This window comes from Microbacterium sp. Cr-K32, assembly GCF_000708345.1.
Lineage (GTDB): Bacteria > Actinomycetota > Actinomycetes > Actinomycetales > Microbacteriaceae > Microbacterium > Microbacterium maritypicum_A.
The window spans coordinates 31,989-48,026 of the sequence record NZ_JARD01000005.1 but is presented as its reverse complement, the minus strand read 5'-3'; the positions used below and the strand labels follow the sequence as shown (position 1 = coordinate 48,026).

The following is a 16,038-nucleotide window of genomic DNA, read 5'->3' as shown; positions in this document are numbered from 1 at the left end:
CGGCCGCGGACAGCACCGACATGAGCAGCATCTCCCCGCTCACCGAGAGCGGCGATCTCCTCTACGGCACGACCGGCACCGGATGCGCCTACTTCGCCGAGACCACCGATGTCACCGGCTTCGCGGTGGCCACGCCGATGCAGACCGTCGCACTCGACGCCGTGGAAGGAGCGGTGCTGCAGCAGTCGACGTTCCTCGCGGACGAGGTCGGCAGCGGGCTCCTCCTGTGGTCGATCGTGGTGCTCGTCGCCTTCACCGGTGTCGCCGCCGCGATCGCGTTCTGGCTCGCACGGCGCTCACTTGACCGCATCGGCGAAGTCACCGCCGCAGCCCGCGACATCTCGGAGCGCGACCTCGGGCGCCGCCTCGATCTGCCGGGCCCCGACGACGAGATCAAGGAGCTGGGCGACACGATCGACGGGATGCTCGACCGGCTGCAGTCGGCGTTCACCGCGCAGGATCGCTTCGTGGCCAACGCCTCGCACGAGCTGCGCACCCCGCTGACCACGACCAGGACCGCCCTGGAGATCCCGCTCGAACAGGGGGCGGTGCCGGCGGACCTGCAGGCCAACATGCAGCGCGCGCTGCGGGCCACCGAGCAGAGCGAGCGTCTCATCACGGCCCTGCTCGCCCTCGCCCGCGCCCGCACCGGGCTGGACGAGGTCGAACCGGTGCAGCTGCGCACGCTCATCGAGGACCAGGTCGACGACCTCGACGCCCAGGAGATCGAGGTGCACGCGAACCTGCGCGAGCTCACGGTCGAAGGCGATGCGGTGCTGCTGGCCAGGGCCGTGCGCAACCTGCTCGAGAACGGCATCCGCCACAACGTGCCCGGCGGTGAGCTGTGGGTGCGCTGCCGGAGGGAACGCGGACGAGCCGTCATCGAGGTCGAGAACACCGGGACGCCGATCACCCCTGCCACCGTGCAGCTGCTCACCGAGCCGTTCTACCGTGGCGATGCGAGTCGCACCTCGGCCGGCCCGGACGGCACCGGGCTGGGACTCGCGATCGTGCAGAGCATCGCCAAGACCCATGGCGGCGAGGTGCGTCTGCGCGCCCGCAAGGGCGGCGGCCTGATCGCCGCGATCGTCCTCCCGCTCTGACCCGACCTACCTCCGGTCGCCCCGACCGACGACCTCCATGCGTTGCGTGAAGGTCATCCGGTCCTGCACGACCCGCTCCGGGTCCCACCCCGGGCCGGGCGTCGAGGCGATGAGGAGCTGCGAGTACGGGTGTTGCGGGCTTCGCAGCACCTGGCCGGTCTCTCCCTGTTCGACCACCGTGCCGCGGAACAGCACGAGCACGCGGGAGCAGAGCTCGCGGATGACGGCGAGGTCGTGACTGACGAACAGATAGCTCACCCCCGACTCGCGCTGGATCTCGGCGAGGAGTTCGAGCACCTGCGCCTGCACGGAGACATCGAGTGCGGACACGGCCTCGTCGAGCACGACGAGGCGCGGAGACACCGCCAGTGCGCGCGCGATCGCGACGCGCTGCCGCTGACCGCCCGACAGCTCATGCGGCTTCGCGTCGGCGTGCCGCTCGGTCAGCCGCACGCGATCCAGCAGCTCTCCGATCGTGCGGTCGATGTGCGCGCCCGCCCCCTGTTCCCGCAGACGCAGGGTGCGCCGCAACGCCTCGCGCACGGTCAGCCGTCGATCGAGCGAACCGTTCGGGTCCTGGAACACCATCTGCACCGCACGAGCCCTCGCACGGCGCTCGGCTCTGCCGCGCGGCCTGCTCAGGCGGTCGACACCGTCGATCACCGCCGACCCCGCGTCGGCGCGTTCCAGACCGACGAGGATCCGAGCGATCGTCGACTTGCCCGAACCCGATTCACCGACGAGGCCGAGCGCCTCGCCCGATTCGATGGCGAAGCTCACGTTGTTCACCGCGACGACGCGCTCGGCTCCCGGACCCATCCGAAAGGCCCGATACAGCTCGGAGACCTCCACCAGACTCATGACGCCTCCTTCGTGTCGAGCACCGGGGCCGCGGCGATCAGCGAGAGCGTGTACGGATGGACGGCGTCCGCGAACAGCCCCGGTGTCGTCAGCGTCTCGACGATCTCGCCCTGCCGGAGCACATGGATCCGATCGCAGATCGCTCCGGCGAGCGCCAGGTCGTGGGTGATGAAGAGCATGCCGAGACCACGGTCGCGGATCTGCCGTTGGAAGATCGCGATGATCTCGGCCTGCGTCGTCACGTCGAGCGCACTCGTCGCCTCATCGGCGAGCAGGAGCGCGGGATCGGTGCTCAGTGCGGAAGCGATGACCACGCGCTGGAGCATGCCGCCCGAGAGCTCATGCGGGTACTGTCGCATTCTCCGCTCCGGGTGGGTGAGTCCCACCGCGGCGAGGAGCTCGACGACATGCGTCTCGGCGCGACCTCGTCGCCAGCCGTGCACGCGGACGAGTCGTTCGGTGAGCGAGTCCCCGATGCGGCGCACCGGATTGAGCGCGGCGCGCGGATCCTGCTGCACCAGCGAGACGGAATCGGAGCGCACTCGGCGCCGGGTGCTCCCATCGGCGGCGACCATCTGGGTGCCGTCGACGCGGATGCTCCCCTCGATCGACGCCTCATCGCCGTGGAGCGCGAGGACGGCGCGAGCCGTCGTGGACTTGCCCGAGCCCGACTCTCCCACGAGTCCGACGAGCTCACCGCGGTCCACCGTGAGGCTGACACCGGCGAGGATCCGAACCGCGTCGTCTCCTTCGCCGAAGGCCAGGTCAAGGTCCTGGATGTCGAGGAGCATCTTTCATCCCTTCGCAAGCAGTCGGTCGGCCACGCGCACCCCGGCGACGTTCACCGCGATGACGACGATGGCGATGGCGGCACCGGGGACGAGCGTGGGAAGGAACTCCCCCTGGATGATTCCGGGTTGCCCCTCCTGGACCATCAGGCCCCACTCCGAGCTCGGAGGCTGCGCCCCGAACCCGAGAAAGCTGAGCGTCGCGAGACTCATGAGGGCTTCGCCGAAGAGGACGACGAGATACCCGACGAGCGGAGGGAGCAGGTTCGGGATGACTCCGCGCACGCAGATCGTCAGGCCGCCGAGCCCCTGAACCCGGTACGCGTCGATGTAGGGCCGCGTCATCTCGCTCAGGGCCAGGCTGCGCGTGTACTTCGCGATGACCGGCGCGTATGCGAGCGCGAGCGCCACGATCGCCGTGGCCGGCCCCTTGCCGAACACGGCGATGACGAGCACGACGAAGAGCAGCCCGGGGAACGCGAACATCACGTCGGTCGCGCGGGCCAGGACCGTATCGATCCATCCGCCCCGCCACGCCGCCAGGACACCGATCGCCACTCCGAGCACGGTGGCGAGCGCGAGCAGCACCACCGGCCCGACGAGCGTTTCACCCGCTCCGATGAGGAGCCGGGAGAAGAGGTCGCGTCCGAGCTGGTCCGTGCCGAGCAGGTGCTGTGCGCTCGGCCCTTCCCAGATAGCGGCGAAGTCGACGCTGTCGGCCTGGTAGGGGGCGAGGAGCGGGGCGAACGCGGCCGCCGCCGCGATGAGTGCGAGGAGGCCGCAGGAGATCCAGAAACCGAGGTCGGATCCGGACCGCCGACGGCGGCGCACCCGCGGGAGGATCACGGAGGTCATGCGGACACCGTCCTTCGTCGGATACGGGGGTCGAGCACGGGAAGGAGCAGATCGACGATCGTCGTGACGATCATGTAGGCCACGACCATGAACAGGAGCACCGCCTGCACCACCGGGAAGTCGTGCGTGTTGATCGCGTCGACGAGGAGCGAGCCGACGCCGGAGATCCCGAACACCGTCTCGACCGCGACCGTTCCGGCGATCATGCTCGCGATGACGAGCGCGACCATGGTGATGATGGGTCCCCAGGCCCCGCGCAGGACGTGATCGCGCACGATGTACCGCTCGCGGAGACCCGAGGCACGGGCGGCCTCGACGTGCTCCGAGGAGAACTGCTCGATCATGGACTGTCGTGTCACTCGGCTCACGATGGCGAGCGCGGTGATGGCGAGGGTGAGTGCCGGGAGCGTGAGCGCATACAGACGATCGAGTCCAGCGGAACCCGCACCTGCCACGGGGAACCATCGCAGTTCCACGGCGAAGAACGCGACGAAGGCGATTCCCAGCACGAAGGAGGGGATGCTCGCGGCGAGAGTCGTGAATCCGATGATGGCGGTATCGGCCGCCTTTCCTCGGCGCACGGCCGCGACGATGCCGAGGCCGATGCCGACGACGGTGAGCACGACGGCCGCGTAGGCGACGAGCGACAGGGTGATGGGCACCCTCGCCGCCAGGAGCGCGCTCACGGGCTGGTGGTACTGGAACGACTGTCCGAAGTCGCCGGTGAGGACTCCGGAGGCCCAGTGCCAGTACTGGACGAGCATCGGCTCGTCCAGGTGGTACTGGGCCCGGACGCTCGCGATCCGCTCCGGGGTCAGGTTCTCGGGGTTGCCGATGAGGAACGTGACCGGGTCACCCGGCGCTGCGTACATCGCAGCGAAGATGATGAAGGAGGCGATCACCAGCGTGAAGACCATGCCGGCGAGCTTGCGGAGCGCGAATGGCATCGTGACTACCCCTTCGCGCTGCCGAGATCGACGGCCCACGGGTAGTAGATGAACGCCGCAGAGGCGGGGACACCCGTCACCGTCTTCGACATGATGAGCGTCGACGGCGTCGCGACGACCGGGATCCACACCGCGTGCTCCACCCAGCGCTTCTGCAGCTCTGTCGTGATCTCGGCGCGCTCGACGTCATCGGTCGCGGCGTAGCCCTCGTCCACCAGCGCATCGTATTCCGGGTCGGAGAAGACGCCGAAGTTCACGCTCGCATCGGACGCGCCGTTCTTGTAGAAGCCGAGGGGGTCGTTCTTCGAGATGTAGTACTCGTCGGGCCACAGATCGGCCTGGCCTCGGAGGTCGGGGTCGGAGTAGAAGTCGCCGTACTGCACCTGCGGGATCACGGTGATCTCCGCCTCGAGCCCGATCGATTGCGCCGCGGCGACCAGCGCATTCGCGATCACGTTGTGTGTCGAGGAGCCGTTCGAGGCGACGACGATCGGGGCGGAAGGGGCGCCGGCCTCGGCGATCAGGTCCTTGGCCGCCGCGAGATCGGCCTCGCTCGGCTTCGCGGGCGCGCCCTCGAGGGCGTCGTAGGCCTGTTCGAAGGTGTCGACCTCGTATCCCCATGCTCCCGAGCCGACGGGTGTCTTCCATGGCTGGGCGAGACCGCCGAAGGCAGCCGTGGCGACACCGGTCCGGTCGAGGGCGAGCGAGAGGGCCTGACGGATGCGCTCATCCGTCAGTGCGCCGCGATCGGTCGCTTCGAGCACCCATGCGTTCGTCGAGGGTCCTTGATAGACGGACACGTCGGCGCTGCCGATGAAACTCCGGGCGGCGCCGGCGTTCTCGAGGAACGACCCCTGGGCCTCACCGGTCGTGACCGAGTTGGCTATCGCGGTCTCGTCGGCCCATCGGAAGACGACCTCGTCCGTGAGGGCTTCGACGTCGGAGTCCCAGTAGTCGGGGAACCTGGTGATGGTGAGCTGCGACCCCGCGTCCCACGACGTCACCTGGTACGGCCCGCTGCACGCGGAGGCCGAACCGGGGCTGCCGAAATCCTCTCCTTCGGCTTCGATCACACGCGGGTTCCAGACGATACCGCCGTCGCCCGCCATCGCCTGGAGCAGGATCGCATCCGGCTGGGCTGTCGTGACGGTGATCTGGTCGGCGCCGGTCTGCTCGATCGAGACCACGTTCCGGTACTCGTCGGATTCGGCGGCACCGTCCTCGGAGTGGCGCTGCATGCTCCACACGACGTCCGCCGTGCTCACGGGGCTGCCGTCGTGGAACAGCGCCCCCTGCCTGATGGTGAAGACGAGATGGGTGTCGTCGGTCCACTCGGCGTCCGATGCCAGCCCGGGGCCGAGGGTCAGGTCGGGCTGCACCTGCATGAGCCGGTCGCAGACGTTCGCGAGAACCGTGTCGTCGGCGGTGGTCGCATCGATGTCGGCATCGAGTGTCGTCGGCTCTCCGCCGAGCATCCACGTCACGCTCTCGAGCGGGCCGGAGGCGGCGGGTGTCGTCGCGCCGAAAGGCACGTCGAGCGCGGCGTCGCCGTCTTCGCCCTTCGAGCCCGAACTGCATCCGGCGAGCACGAATGCCGAGGCGGCGAGCACGCCGATCGTCACGGTGATGGGGTGATGCTGCTTCTTCATTGAACGCTATCTCCTCGGGTTCTCAATCTGTCGGTCAGGGGGAGGGGAGTTCGACGTGCGGGCCGTCGTAGAGGTTCCAGGGCAGCACCTCGTACTCGGTCTCGCAGGGGAATCCGTTCGCGACGCGGTACTCGCCGGTGGTGAGGTCGACACAGCTCGAGAGGAGCGTCGACCACTGCTTCACCGAGGGGGAGTCGGGATGCGGATGCGTGCAGACGCCCTCGGGGAAGCCGAGGTGATCCGACATCGCCTCACGCACGAGCGCGTAGCTCTGTTCGGGGTTCTCCGCACGCGCGACCGCCGCCAGCCCGGCCTGGGCACGCGGCAGACGAAGCAGCGAATCCGCTGCCACCGGAAGGTAGGACCCGGCGAGCTGCGGCGGCACGGACGCCTGGAAGTGGTTGGTGTGCGCGATCACGCCGCGTTCGGGATAGATCCAGTCCACGCCGCTCGGCGTGGTCTCGAGGTCGATGCCGAATCCGCTGCGGTCGGCGAGGAGCGCATTGCTCGCGATATGGGGACGGGTCTTGACCAGCATCCTGAGCGCGCTCGCGATATCGCCCTGATCGAGCACGAGTCGGCGGATCAGGGTCTGCGGCACGCCGACCGCCGCTCCGAAGCTCCCCCCGAGCCCGTTGGCGTTCAACGAGATGCCGGCGGAGTTGGCACCGTGGCGCCCCACCTGCCCGGCTTCCACCTGCATGATCACCGTGGGAAGCGGATCCTGCACGACGCGGACGATGAGGGTCGTTCCCGCGGTGCGCGTGCGCCAGTCCCAGTTCTGCCCGACGAGCGTGTGCCCGGTGCCGCTGCCCTCACCCGTCAGGAAGAACGACGTGCATCCGTCGACGGCGTCGTCGCGCTCGTCGTCGGCGGCACGGACCGTGGTGCTCGTGACTCGCGACGGTCCCTGGTGGTCGTAGACGAACTCGCCGCGCACGTTCAGCGTGACGATCTCGGCGAAGGCGACACCCGCCCCCTCCGCGATCCCCCGCATCTCCTCGACGAGGTGCGGCGCGATCTGCTCGCTGATCGGAACCCATCGCGAGACGGAATCCGTGATCGCGGCCCAGCTCATGCCGGTCTGCTGGGTCAGCGCTTCCGTGTAGTACTCGATCGAGCCGGCGATGAGGTCGGCGGCGGCCTCGCCGTATCGGCGCCCGCGCTCGCGGGGCGCCCCACTGATCTCGATCGTGCGGATCGGTGTCATGGCCGCCATGTGACCTCCCTGTCAGGTGCGCCTGTTGCGCAATGTGGTTGCACCCGAGATGATTGAATCATCCGTTACGGATGATGCGCCTCTCGAACAGAATGATACAGCAATGGAACCGTTTGTAACAAGCGATACAGAGAACCCCGCGCTCTCCGGCCTCCGCGCGCGCATCGCCAGGACGTGGAACGATCTCTCGAAATCCGAACGTGCCGTCTGCCGCGTGCTCTCATCGACGTCAGCCGAGCACATCCTCTATGCGAGCGCCGCCGAACTGGGCACCCAGAGCGGCACCTCGAACGCCTCCGTCGTGCGCACCCTGCAGAAGCTCGGATACTCGGGCCTCTCACATCTGAAGCAGGAGGTGGCCGCTCCGTTCTCGAGCAGCGTCTCGCCCGAGGTGCGCCTCAAGACCCGCATCGAGCACATCGGCCAGGATCTCGCCCGCATCCAGCAGGAGACCTGGGATGAGGCGGCGTCGCTCATCGAACTCGCCCGCAGCTCGAACGACGACGACGCGTATTCCGCCGCCATCACGCTGCTCATGCGCGCCGAGAGCATCTATTGCTACGGCCTCGGCGCCTCCGGGATCGCCGCCGAGAACCTCGCACTGCGCCTACGACGCACGGGACTCTCCACTCGACGGCTCAGCACCGACGGATTCCGCCTCGCAGACGAGGTCCTGAACCTCGGGGCGAAGGACGTCCTCGTCATCTTCGCGCCTGGACGGGTCACCCGCGACATCGATGTGCTCCTGGACCACGCGCAGTTGATGGGCGCCGGCGTCATCCTCGTGACCGACGAGCTCCACGAGAGGCTCTCCTCCCGTGTCGACGCGATCCTGACCGCACCGCACACCCCCACAGGGCTGACCTCCGAGAGCCTCTCGGCGATCCTGATCTCAGACGTGCTGGTGCAGGGCATCTCCGCCGTCGCCCCCGATGCGGCACTGCGTTCGTCACAACTGCTCAACGACGTTCGGGCACGACTGGGCTACTGAGCCCCCACGCAGAAGCTCCGGTCGCCCTTCCTGTCGCCCGGCGGACCGGGAAGCGGCAGGAAGTGCGACCGGAGCACACCTCTGAGACGGGTTCGCGTCAGCTGGTGACGGCCCAGTCGAACTGGTCGCCGTACTCCTTCAGCCACGCGTCGACCGCGTCGGCTTCCTTGCCCTCGCCGTACTCGTTCACCACGAGGTCTTCGAGTGCGCCGTACTGCGCGTCGTCGAGCTTGATCTTCTCGATCAGCTCAGCGGCCTCGGGGAACTCCTCCGCGAAGCCCTTGGTGCCCAGGAAGTGCAGGCCCTCGGCCTTGCCCATGGCGCCCTTCGGGTCTTCGAGGTCCTTCACGGGGAAGGCATCGTTGGCCCAGAACGGACGCCACAGCGTCACGACGATGTCCTCCTGCTTGTCGGTCGCGGTCTTCAGCTCGGTGAGCATGGCCGCGGTCGACGAGGTCACGAGTTCGTACTCGCTGTCGAGTCCGTACTCGGGCATCATCTTCTGGGTCTGGGCGGTGAGACCCGCGCCCGGCTCGATGCCGTAGATCTTGCCGTCGAACTCGGCACCCTTGCCCACGAGGTCCTCGATCGAGGTGAGCTCGGAGTACTCGGGCACGGCGAGCGTGAGCTTGGCGTTCTCGTAGTACTTGCCCAGATCCTCGATGTCGTCGCCGTACTTCTCCATGTACGAGGCGTGGGTGAGTTCGGGCCACGCCGACGGGTACATGTCGACGTCACCCTGCGCGAGTCCGGTGTAGAGCGGTCCCGCCTCGGTGAGCGTCTTCATCTCGACCGTGTAGCCGATCTTCTCGAGCTGGTCCTGCAGCAGGTATGCGGTGCTGAGGCCGTCGGTCCACGAGGGCAGGAAGCCCAGCGTGATCGTGCCCTTGTCGTCGGCCGAGCCGTCGCCGCCGCCCGTGCCGCCCGCACCGTCGCCGCTGCATCCGGCGAGGGTGAGCGCCGCTGCGGCACCGAGCGCTGTGATTGCGAGGATCTTCTTCTTCATGTGATTTCTCTCTCTTGCGTTCCGTATGGGTGTTGTTTCGTAGGGGTGTGAGTCAGTGCACTCCGCCACCGACGGCGTTGCGTCGCGGAGCGACTTCGGCACGTTCCGCCGCAGCCGCGGCATCCTGCTGCTCGATGACCTCGGGAGCGGGAGCGGATGCTGTTCCGCCACCGTTCGGAGTGCGTCGACGCTCGATCATGCCGAGCAGCGACGACCGGTTCTCGCCCGGCGCGCCCAGCGCCGCGGTGACGCGGTCGAGGAAGACCGCGATCAGCACGACGCCGAGGCCGGCCTCCACGCCCTTCGGGATGTTGATCGTCGAGATCGCCTCGACGACCATCTTCCCGAGACCGTCCGCGCCGGCCATACCGGCGATGACCGCCATCGACAGGGCGAGCATGATGACCTGGTTGACGCCGGCCATGATGGTCGGCATCGCGAGCGGCAGCTGGATACCGCGCAGGATCTGGCCGGGCTTCGCACCGAAGGCCTGTCCCGCCTCGACGGTCTCGGAGTCGACGCCACGGATGCCGAGTTCGGTCAGGCGCACGCCCGGAGGCAGCGCGAAGATCACGGTGGCCACCAGGCCCGGCACCACGCCGATGCCGAAGAACACGATCGCGGGGATCAGGTACACGAACGCCGGCATGGTCTGCATGAAGTCGAGCACGGGCTTGAGCACCGCGCGCACCGTGGCGTTGCGCGCCGACCAGATGCCGAGCGGCACGGCGATCATTACCGCGATCACGGCGGCGACGAGCACCAAGGCGAGAGTCTGCATGGCGGGGACCCAGAGGTCCATCCCCACGATCAGCGCGAACGACACGATCGTGCCGATCGCGAGCTGCCACGAGCGCACGACCCAGGCGATGAGTGCGGCGATCACGATGATGACCACGAAGTTCGGGGCGAGGAGCGCTCGGGTGAGACCGTCGACGAGGAAGCTCATTACGAACGAGATCACATCGAGCAGGCCGTCGAGGTTGTCCTTGATCCAGTCGACAGCGGACTCGATCCAGGTTCCGATGGGAATGCGGAAGCCATCCATCAGCGCACCTCCTCCGTGGTCGGGGCGTCGACCGGGTCGGCGGTCCACCCGTCATCGAGCACGGCATCGATCTCGGCCTGGGGCATCGGCATCATCGGCAGGGTGATCTCCTCGGTCGCGCCGGGCCCGGGGCCGAGGGCGGCGAGCAGGGTGACGCGCGGGATCACACCCACGAGACGGCCGTCGGCGTCGATCACGGCGAGCGGCAGCGGAGACTCGACGGCGGGAACGAAGAGGTTCATCAGCACGTCGTCCTCGCGCACGCTCTGCAGCACGGGCTTGATGATCGAATCGAGGGTGGTCGCGCCGTTGCGCACGAGCTTGACCGCATCCCGGTCGGTCACGACGCCCACGAGCTGCCGGTCGCGGCCGACGACGTAGGTGGCCGACATGTACGCGTCGCGCATCTGCCGCAGCGCCGTGCGGGGGCCGGCGGTGTGCGGCACGACGGGGCGCGGGCGCTCCATCACGTTCGCGGCGGTGAGCACGCGAGCGCGGTCGACGTCCTGCACGAACTGCTCGACGTAGTCGTTGGCCGGGTCCATCAGGATGTCCTCCGGCGTGCCGATCTGCACGATACGGCCGTCGCGCATGACCGCGATGCGGTCGCCCAGGAACATGGCCTCGTTCAGGTCGTGGGTGATGAAGACGATCGTCTTCTGCAGCTTCTGCTGCAGTTCGAGCAGCTGCTCCTGCATCTCGCGGCGGATCAGCGGGTCGAGGGCACTGAACGCCTCGTCCATCAACAGGATGTCGCTGTCGGCGGCGAGCGCACGGGCGATGCCCACGCGCTGCTGCATTCCGCCGGAGAGTTCGGAGGGGAGCTTCTCGCCCTGGCCCTCGAGGCCGACCAGGGAGAGGATCTCCTCCGCCTTGGCCAGACGCTCGGCCTTGGGAGTGCCCTTGAGCTCGAGCGGGTAGGCGACGTTCGCGGCGACCGAGCGGTGCGGCAGCAGGGCGAAGTGCTGGAACACCATCGAGATGCGGTCGCGACGGATCTCGCGGAGCCTCGATGACGGGATGCCGGTGATCGGGTCGCCGTTGACGGTGACGGTGCCGTCGGTGACGTCGTGCAGACCGTTGAGCATGCGGATGATGGTGGACTTGCCCGATCCGGACAGCCCCATGATGACGAAGATCTCACCGCGGTTGACGGTGAAGCTGGCGTCGATGACCGCCGCGGTACCGGCATCCGCGACGGCGGCACGGCTCTCACCGGCTTTCAATCGACGGACGGCGGTGTTCGGATTCTTACCGAAAACCTTGTACAGATGGCGCGCTTCGAGAGCGATTTCGGACACGTTTCCCCCGCGGCTCGCCTTCGGGTGGCTGAGCCTGCTTCGGTTACGCCCGGGTGAGGCTCTCGGGGCCGTTCGACGTGTTCGCTGTGGCGGCACAGACGGCGGATTTCGGATCCGCCGCGATAGAGCATCGACCGTACGTCCACGCCTCTTCGCAGCACAGCTCATCGAAAGAAGGACGTGGTCGCGGACTGGTCTTCGGGCCGTCAGGCCCACGTTCCAACGTAACGAAATGGCCGATCAGGGGCAAATCCTGGGTCCGCGGCACGCTCGGGTTTCCGTCGCTGACCGGGGAATTGCACGGGTATTCAACAATCCCTCCGCGCGGCTGGCGGCAGGCCGGAATCGCCCTCTCAGGAGCCGCGGATGCTGCGTGTCACGGTGAACTTCGGTGTGCGTTCCACCTGCACGGTCGCACCGACCAGCCGGGTGAGTTCGGGGCGGTACGCGAGCGAAGAGTTGTAGACGGTGAAGAGTTCGCCGCCCGGTCGGAGCAGGCGTGCCGCGGCCTCGAACAGGCGGGTCGCCGCCCCCGTGTGGATGCTCGCGCCGAGGTGGAACGGCGGGTTCAGCAGGATCACGTCGAAGGAGGCGTCCGGCAGCTCGGAGGCCGCGTCGTCATGGGTGACCGTGACCCGGTCGGCGACGCCGTTCGCGGCGACCGTCGCCTGCGCGGATGCCACAGCGGCGGCGGATCGGTCGGTCGCCGTCACACGTGCATCGGGGTGAGCGAGCGCGTACGAGACGGCGAGCGCTCCCGTGCCGCAGCCGAGATCGAGCACGCGTGGCGCGGCGGCCGGCGGCTGAGCACGGAGCGCGTCGAGCAGCACACGCGTGCCGATGTCGAGGCGCGCGCCCGCGAAGGCTCCGCCATGGGCGACCAAGGTCAGCCCGTCATGCTGCGCGGTCACGGGGTACGGCGGATCGACCGGGACCGGCAGGGCTTCCGACGCCACGATCAGACGCGACTTCCGCTCGGCGCGTTGGGGCTGAACCCGCGCGAAGCTGCGTCCCAGCACCTCGTTCTGCGTGAGGGTCATGTGCTTCACCCGCCCTCCGGCGACGAGCACCACGTCGGGAGCCGCCCAGCGGGCGACCGCATCCGCGATCTCCTCGAGCTCCGCGAGCGCCTTCGGCAGCTGCAGCAGCACCAGTTTCGCGCCGGTGAGCAGTTCGGCATCGAGCTCGCGGAGGCGGAACGGTTCGTCGAAACCCAGACCATCCGACTTACCCTCGGCGTGTTGCGGGGCGACGCGCCGCACCGGGGCGCCCTCGTCTCCGTTTCGGCCGTCCGCGACGGCGAGTCCGAGCTCCTCGGAGTTGCGCAGCAGAGCCCGCCGACCGGTCGCGAGGTCCTGATGCACGCGGATGCCGTGTCTCCCGGCGGCGACGAGAGCGAGGGTGATCGCACCGTACTCGTCGCCGATCACCACGGTCTCGGAGCCGGCGACATCGAGCGCGAGCGCCCGTTCCACGAGCAGCAGATCGGTCGCGTCATGAGCCTGGAGGTTGTCCGCCTCGACGTCGGGCCAGCGGCGCAGGCGGCTGTAGGGGAACTCCGGCACCAGCCCACTGTACGCGGCGGCCGTAAGGATTTCGCATGCGTTGTTTTCGCCCGATTCACAAGTTTGTGAATCGGGCGTACGCTCCCGCGCATGACCACCGTCATCACCACCCGGAACCTCACCAAGCACTACGGCCACGTGCACGCTCTCGACGGCCTCGACCTCACGGTCGAACACGGCCAGGTGCACGGCTTCCTCGGCCCGAACGGTGCGGGCAAGTCGACCACCATCCGCGTCCTCCTCGGCCTCGCGCGGCGCACCGGGGGCGAGACGACCGTGTTCGGTGAGGACCCCTGGAATCGCGCGGTCGAGCTGCATCGACGCATCGCGTACGTTCCCGGTGACGTCAGCGTCTGGCCCAACCTGTCGGGAGGTGAGGCCGTCGATCTGCTCGCCCGGCTGCGGGGAGCGCACACCAAGGACCCCGCCTACCAGCACGAGAAGAAGCGGCTGATGGACGCGTTCCAGTTCGATCCGCGCAAGAAGGGCCGCGCCTACTCGAAGGGAAACCGGCAGAAGGTCGCCCTCATCGCGGCGTTCGCGGTGCCCGCCGACCTCTACATCCTCGACGAGCCCACCAGCGGCCTCGATCCCCTGATGGCGGTCATCTTCCAGCGCGAGGTCGCCCGTGCGCATGCGAACGGTGCGACCGTGCTGCTGTCGAGCCACATCATGAGTGAGGTCGAGCAGTTGTGCGACCGGGTGTCGATCATCCGCGCCGGCCGCATCGTCGAGACCGGCACGCTCACGGAGCTGCGGCACCTCACGCGCAGTGACGTGTCGTTCACCCCCTCCGGAGCCACCCTCGAGCAGGTCGCCCGCATCCCGGATGTGCACAGCCCGGAGCAGCAGGGCGACCGCATCCGCCTCGCCGTCGACAGCGACCGCACGGCCACCGTGCTCCCCGCGCTCGCGGCCCTCGGCATCAGCGACCTGCGCGTCGCGCCGCCTTCGCTCGAGGAGCTGTTCCTGCGCCACTACGGCGATGACCTCGCGACGCTCGAGGCCGCGGAGGACGGTCGGACGGACGACGCGAGCCCCTCCACCCGCCGCGAGCGGCGTGCGCAGAAGGAGCGTGCGTGATGAGCGCCTTCGGAGTGCTGCTCCGACAGCGGCTGCGGCGTGACCGGCTGCAGCTGACCCTGTGGATCGTCGGCACGGCGCTGATGGCGTTCGCGGGGTACGCCGGTGTCAGCCAGTCGTACGCCACCCTCGCCGACCGGCAGAACATCCTGGCCGCGGCGCTCGCGAACCCGGTGATCCTGATGTTCCGCGGCCTCCCCTCCGGCACATCCGAGGGCGCGTTCCTCGCCTTCGAGGTGCTGCCGTGGCTGGCACTGCTCGCCGCGCTCATGAGCACGTTCCTCGCCGTGCGGCACACCCGCGGCGATGAGGAGGCCGGGCGCGCCGAGCTCGTGTGGGCGACTCCGGCCGGACGCCGCCTGCCGACGATCGCCACCATCGTGCACGGCATCCTGGCGAACGTCGTGCTGGCCGCGCTCACAACGCTCGCGCTGGTCGCCACCGGACTCCCGGCGGGAGGATCGCTCCTCACCGGAGCTGCGGCCGCGTCGTGCGGCATCGCATTCCTCGGCATCGGCCTGCTGGCCGCACAGTTCATGCGCACCTCGCGCGGGGCGAACTCCCTGACGGTCTGGGTGCTCGTGGCGACGTTCCTGATCCGCGGCATCGGCAACGCGGCAGGAACCCCGAGCGATGACCTCACGAGCATGACGAGCGCCTGGCCCGCCTGGCTCTCCCCCTTCGGCTGGGTCGAGCAGACCCGCCCGTACGACACCGATATCGTCTGGCCGATGCTGCTCGGGCTCGGTTTCGGGTTCGTGCTCGCCGGTGCCGCCGTCGCCCTGCAGTCGCTGCGCGACATCGATGCCGGTTTCGTCGCGGAGCGCCTCGGCCGGGTCTCGGCACGACCGACCCTCGCCTCGCCCCACGCCCTGGTGTGGCGGCTCACCTCCGGCTCGATCGTGGGCTGGGCGATCGGAGGCGCCATCACGGGTATCCTCGCCACCACGCTGAGCGGGCTGGTCGACCAGATCTCGGGCGAGAATCCGGCCGTCGCCGACATTCTGAAGAAGATCGGAGGCGCGACGGGCGGACTCGACGAGGTCGTCGTCACGGTGTTCTTCACCCTGCTCGGGATCCTGGCCGCGTGCTGTGCCGTACAGACGGTGGTGCGCGCGCGACAGGAGGAGGCCCATGGCACCGCCGAGGCCGTGCTCGCCACCCCGGTCGGTCGCGTGCGCTGGCTCGCCGACTTCGTGATCGTCGGGATCGTCGCGGTGCTGATCGTGGTCGCCGCCGCGGTGCTCGCCGGCTGGGCGGGTGTCTGGTCGAACGGCGGCGACGCGTCGCTCTACCGCATCGTCGCGGTGGCCGGGCTCGGCCAGGCGGTCGCGGCCTCGATCTTCGCGGTGCTCACGGCGCTGGTGTTCGTGCTCCTCCCCCGGGCGACGACAGCGGTGGCGTGGAGCCTCGTGCTGCTCGCGGCCCTGCTCGGCATGTTCGGCCCCCTGTTCGGCCTGCCGGAATGGAGTGCGAACCTCTCGCCCTTCGCCGTGACCCCCGTGGTGGACGGCAGCGGCGTGGACGTGCGCGGCCTGTGGTGGCTGATGCTCGCGCTGGCCGCTGGAGCTGCAGGATCCCTGGCCCTGATGAGGCGGCGCGAACTCGCCCCCGGAGCATAG

The 16,038-nt window shown here is 68.7% G+C and carries 14 protein-coding genes; 4 read left to right on the top strand and 10 right to left on the bottom strand.

The genetic code is table 11. The features are described 5' to 3' along the window. Nucleotides 1–1,103, top strand: a 1,103-nt coding sequence (locus tag GZ64_RS0100390; protein WP_231479797.1) for a sensor histidine kinase, incomplete at its 5' end; no start/stop codon positions are given. Between the two features lie 6 nt (nucleotides 1,104–1,109). Here the strand turns inward: GZ64_RS0100390 and GZ64_RS0100385 are convergent. From GZ64_RS0100385 to GZ64_RS0100360, 6 genes are read right to left on the bottom strand one after another with little or no spacing between them, the layout of a single operon-like run. After that, nucleotides 1,110–1,964, bottom strand: a complete 855-nt coding sequence (locus tag GZ64_RS0100385; protein ID WP_051667784.1) for an ABC transporter ATP-binding protein — start codon at nucleotides 1,962–1,964, stop codon at nucleotides 1,110–1,112. Beyond that, nucleotides 1,961–2,755, bottom strand: a complete 795-nt coding sequence (locus tag GZ64_RS0100380; protein ID WP_036330879.1) for an ABC transporter ATP-binding protein — start codon at nucleotides 2,753–2,755, stop codon at nucleotides 1,961–1,963. Before GZ64_RS0100380 ends, GZ64_RS0100385 begins: the two co-directional genes overlap by 4 nt. Nucleotides 2,756–2,758: 3 nt before the next feature. After that, nucleotides 2,759–3,607, bottom strand: a complete 849-nt coding sequence (locus GZ64_RS0100375) for an ABC transporter permease (protein WP_021200160.1) — start codon at nucleotides 3,605–3,607, stop codon at nucleotides 2,759–2,761. Next, nucleotides 3,604–4,554 (bottom strand): ABC transporter permease, encoded by a 951-nt coding sequence (locus tag GZ64_RS0100370; protein ID WP_029258835.1) that lies wholly within the window; start codon nucleotides 4,552–4,554, stop codon nucleotides 3,604–3,606. Before GZ64_RS0100370 ends, GZ64_RS0100375 begins: the two co-directional genes overlap by 4 nt. 5 nt (nucleotides 4,555–4,559) lie before the next feature. After that, nucleotides 4,560–6,203: an ABC transporter substrate-binding protein gene (locus GZ64_RS0100365; protein ID WP_029264731.1), complete on the bottom strand. Its 1,644-nt coding sequence runs from the start codon at nucleotides 6,201–6,203 to the stop codon at nucleotides 4,560–4,562. A gap of 34 nt (nucleotides 6,204–6,237) precedes the next feature. Beyond that, nucleotides 6,238–7,422 (bottom strand): C45 family autoproteolytic acyltransferase/hydolase, encoded by a 1,185-nt coding sequence (locus GZ64_RS0100360; RefSeq protein WP_029264730.1) that lies wholly within the window; start codon nucleotides 7,420–7,422, stop codon nucleotides 6,238–6,240. Nucleotides 7,423–7,525: 103 nt separating this feature from the next. On the opposite strand from GZ64_RS0100360, the gene GZ64_RS0100355 reads away from it, so the two are divergent. Further along, the gene (locus tag GZ64_RS0100355) at nucleotides 7,526–8,413 is read left to right on the top strand and encodes a MurR/RpiR family transcriptional regulator (RefSeq protein WP_021200156.1); all 888 of its coding nucleotides are present in this window, start codon (nucleotides 7,526–7,528) and stop codon (nucleotides 8,411–8,413) included. Between the two features lie 97 nt (nucleotides 8,414–8,510). On the opposite strand, the gene GZ64_RS0100350 is transcribed toward GZ64_RS0100355, so the two are convergent. The 4 genes from GZ64_RS0100350 to GZ64_RS0100335 all read right to left on the bottom strand — a co-directional run bounded on the left by GZ64_RS0100350 (nucleotide 8,511) and on the right by GZ64_RS0100335 (nucleotide 13,333). Further along, complete coding sequence (locus GZ64_RS0100350) at nucleotides 8,511–9,419, bottom strand: glycine betaine ABC transporter substrate-binding protein (RefSeq protein ID WP_021200155.1); 909 nt, start codon at nucleotides 9,417–9,419, stop codon at nucleotides 8,511–8,513. Between the two features lie 52 nt (nucleotides 9,420–9,471). Then, nucleotides 9,472–10,467, bottom strand: coding sequence for an ABC transporter permease (locus tag GZ64_RS0100345; RefSeq protein ID WP_029264729.1), 996 nt, complete (start codon nucleotides 10,465–10,467; stop codon nucleotides 9,472–9,474). Then, entirely contained in the window at nucleotides 10,467–11,768 is a 1,302-nt protein-coding gene (locus tag GZ64_RS0100340; RefSeq protein WP_021200153.1) for a quaternary amine ABC transporter ATP-binding protein, read from the bottom strand. The genes GZ64_RS0100345 and GZ64_RS0100340 overlap by 1 nt, the downstream gene beginning before the upstream one ends. A gap of 353 nt (nucleotides 11,769–12,121) precedes the next feature. Beyond that, a complete protein-coding gene (locus GZ64_RS0100335; RefSeq protein ID WP_029264728.1) occupies nucleotides 12,122–13,333 on the bottom strand; it encodes a class I SAM-dependent methyltransferase in 1,212 nt (403 codons plus the stop codon). Nucleotides 13,334–13,423: 90 nt separating this feature from the next. Between GZ64_RS0100335 and GZ64_RS0100330 the strand changes: the two genes are divergently transcribed. Both GZ64_RS0100330 and GZ64_RS0100325 read left to right on the top strand, forming a co-directional pair. After that, complete coding sequence (locus GZ64_RS0100330; RefSeq protein WP_021200151.1) at nucleotides 13,424–14,416, top strand: ABC transporter ATP-binding protein; 993 nt, start codon at nucleotides 13,424–13,426, stop codon at nucleotides 14,414–14,416. Continuing rightward, nucleotides 14,416–16,038, top strand: a complete 1,623-nt coding sequence (locus tag GZ64_RS0100325; protein WP_029264727.1) for an ABC transporter permease — start codon at nucleotides 14,416–14,418, stop codon at nucleotides 16,036–16,038. The genes GZ64_RS0100330 and GZ64_RS0100325 overlap by 1 nt, the downstream gene beginning before the upstream one ends.

Bases quoted from the DNA above. Each gene is read 5' to 3' on its own strand.
- GZ64_RS0100385 (WP_051667784.1), bottom strand. From the start codon at position 1,964: ATGAGTCTGGTGGAGGTCTCCGAGCTGTATCGGGCCTTTCGGATGGGT.
- GZ64_RS0100380 (WP_036330879.1), bottom strand. From the start codon at position 2,755: ATGCTCCTCGACATCCAGGACCTTGACCTGGCCTTCGGCGAAGGAGAC.
- GZ64_RS0100375 (WP_021200160.1), bottom strand. From the start codon at position 3,607: ATGACCTCCGTGATCCTCCCGCGGGTGCGCCGCCGTCGGCGGTCCGGA.
- GZ64_RS0100370 (WP_029258835.1), bottom strand. From the start codon at position 4,554: ATGCCATTCGCGCTCCGCAAGCTCGCCGGCATGGTCTTCACGCTGGTG.
- GZ64_RS0100365 (WP_029264731.1), bottom strand. From the start codon at position 6,203: ATGAAGAAGCAGCATCACCCCATCACCGTGACGATCGGCGTGCTCGCC.
- GZ64_RS0100360 (WP_029264730.1), bottom strand. From the start codon at position 7,422: ATGGCGGCCATGACACCGATCCGCACGATCGAGATCAGTGGGGCGCCC.
- GZ64_RS0100355 (WP_021200156.1), top strand. From the start codon at position 7,526: ATGGAACCGTTTGTAACAAGCGATACAGAGAACCCCGCGCTCTCCGGC.
- GZ64_RS0100350 (WP_021200155.1), bottom strand. From the start codon at position 9,419: ATGAAGAAGAAGATCCTCGCAATCACAGCGCTCGGTGCCGCAGCGGCG.
- GZ64_RS0100345 (WP_029264729.1), bottom strand. From the start codon at position 10,467: ATGGATGGCTTCCGCATTCCCATCGGAACCTGGATCGAGTCCGCTGTC.
- GZ64_RS0100330 (WP_021200151.1), top strand. From the start codon at position 13,424: ATGACCACCGTCATCACCACCCGGAACCTCACCAAGCACTACGGCCAC.
- GZ64_RS0100325 (WP_029264727.1), top strand. From the start codon at position 14,416: ATGAGCGCCTTCGGAGTGCTGCTCCGACAGCGGCTGCGGCGTGACCGG.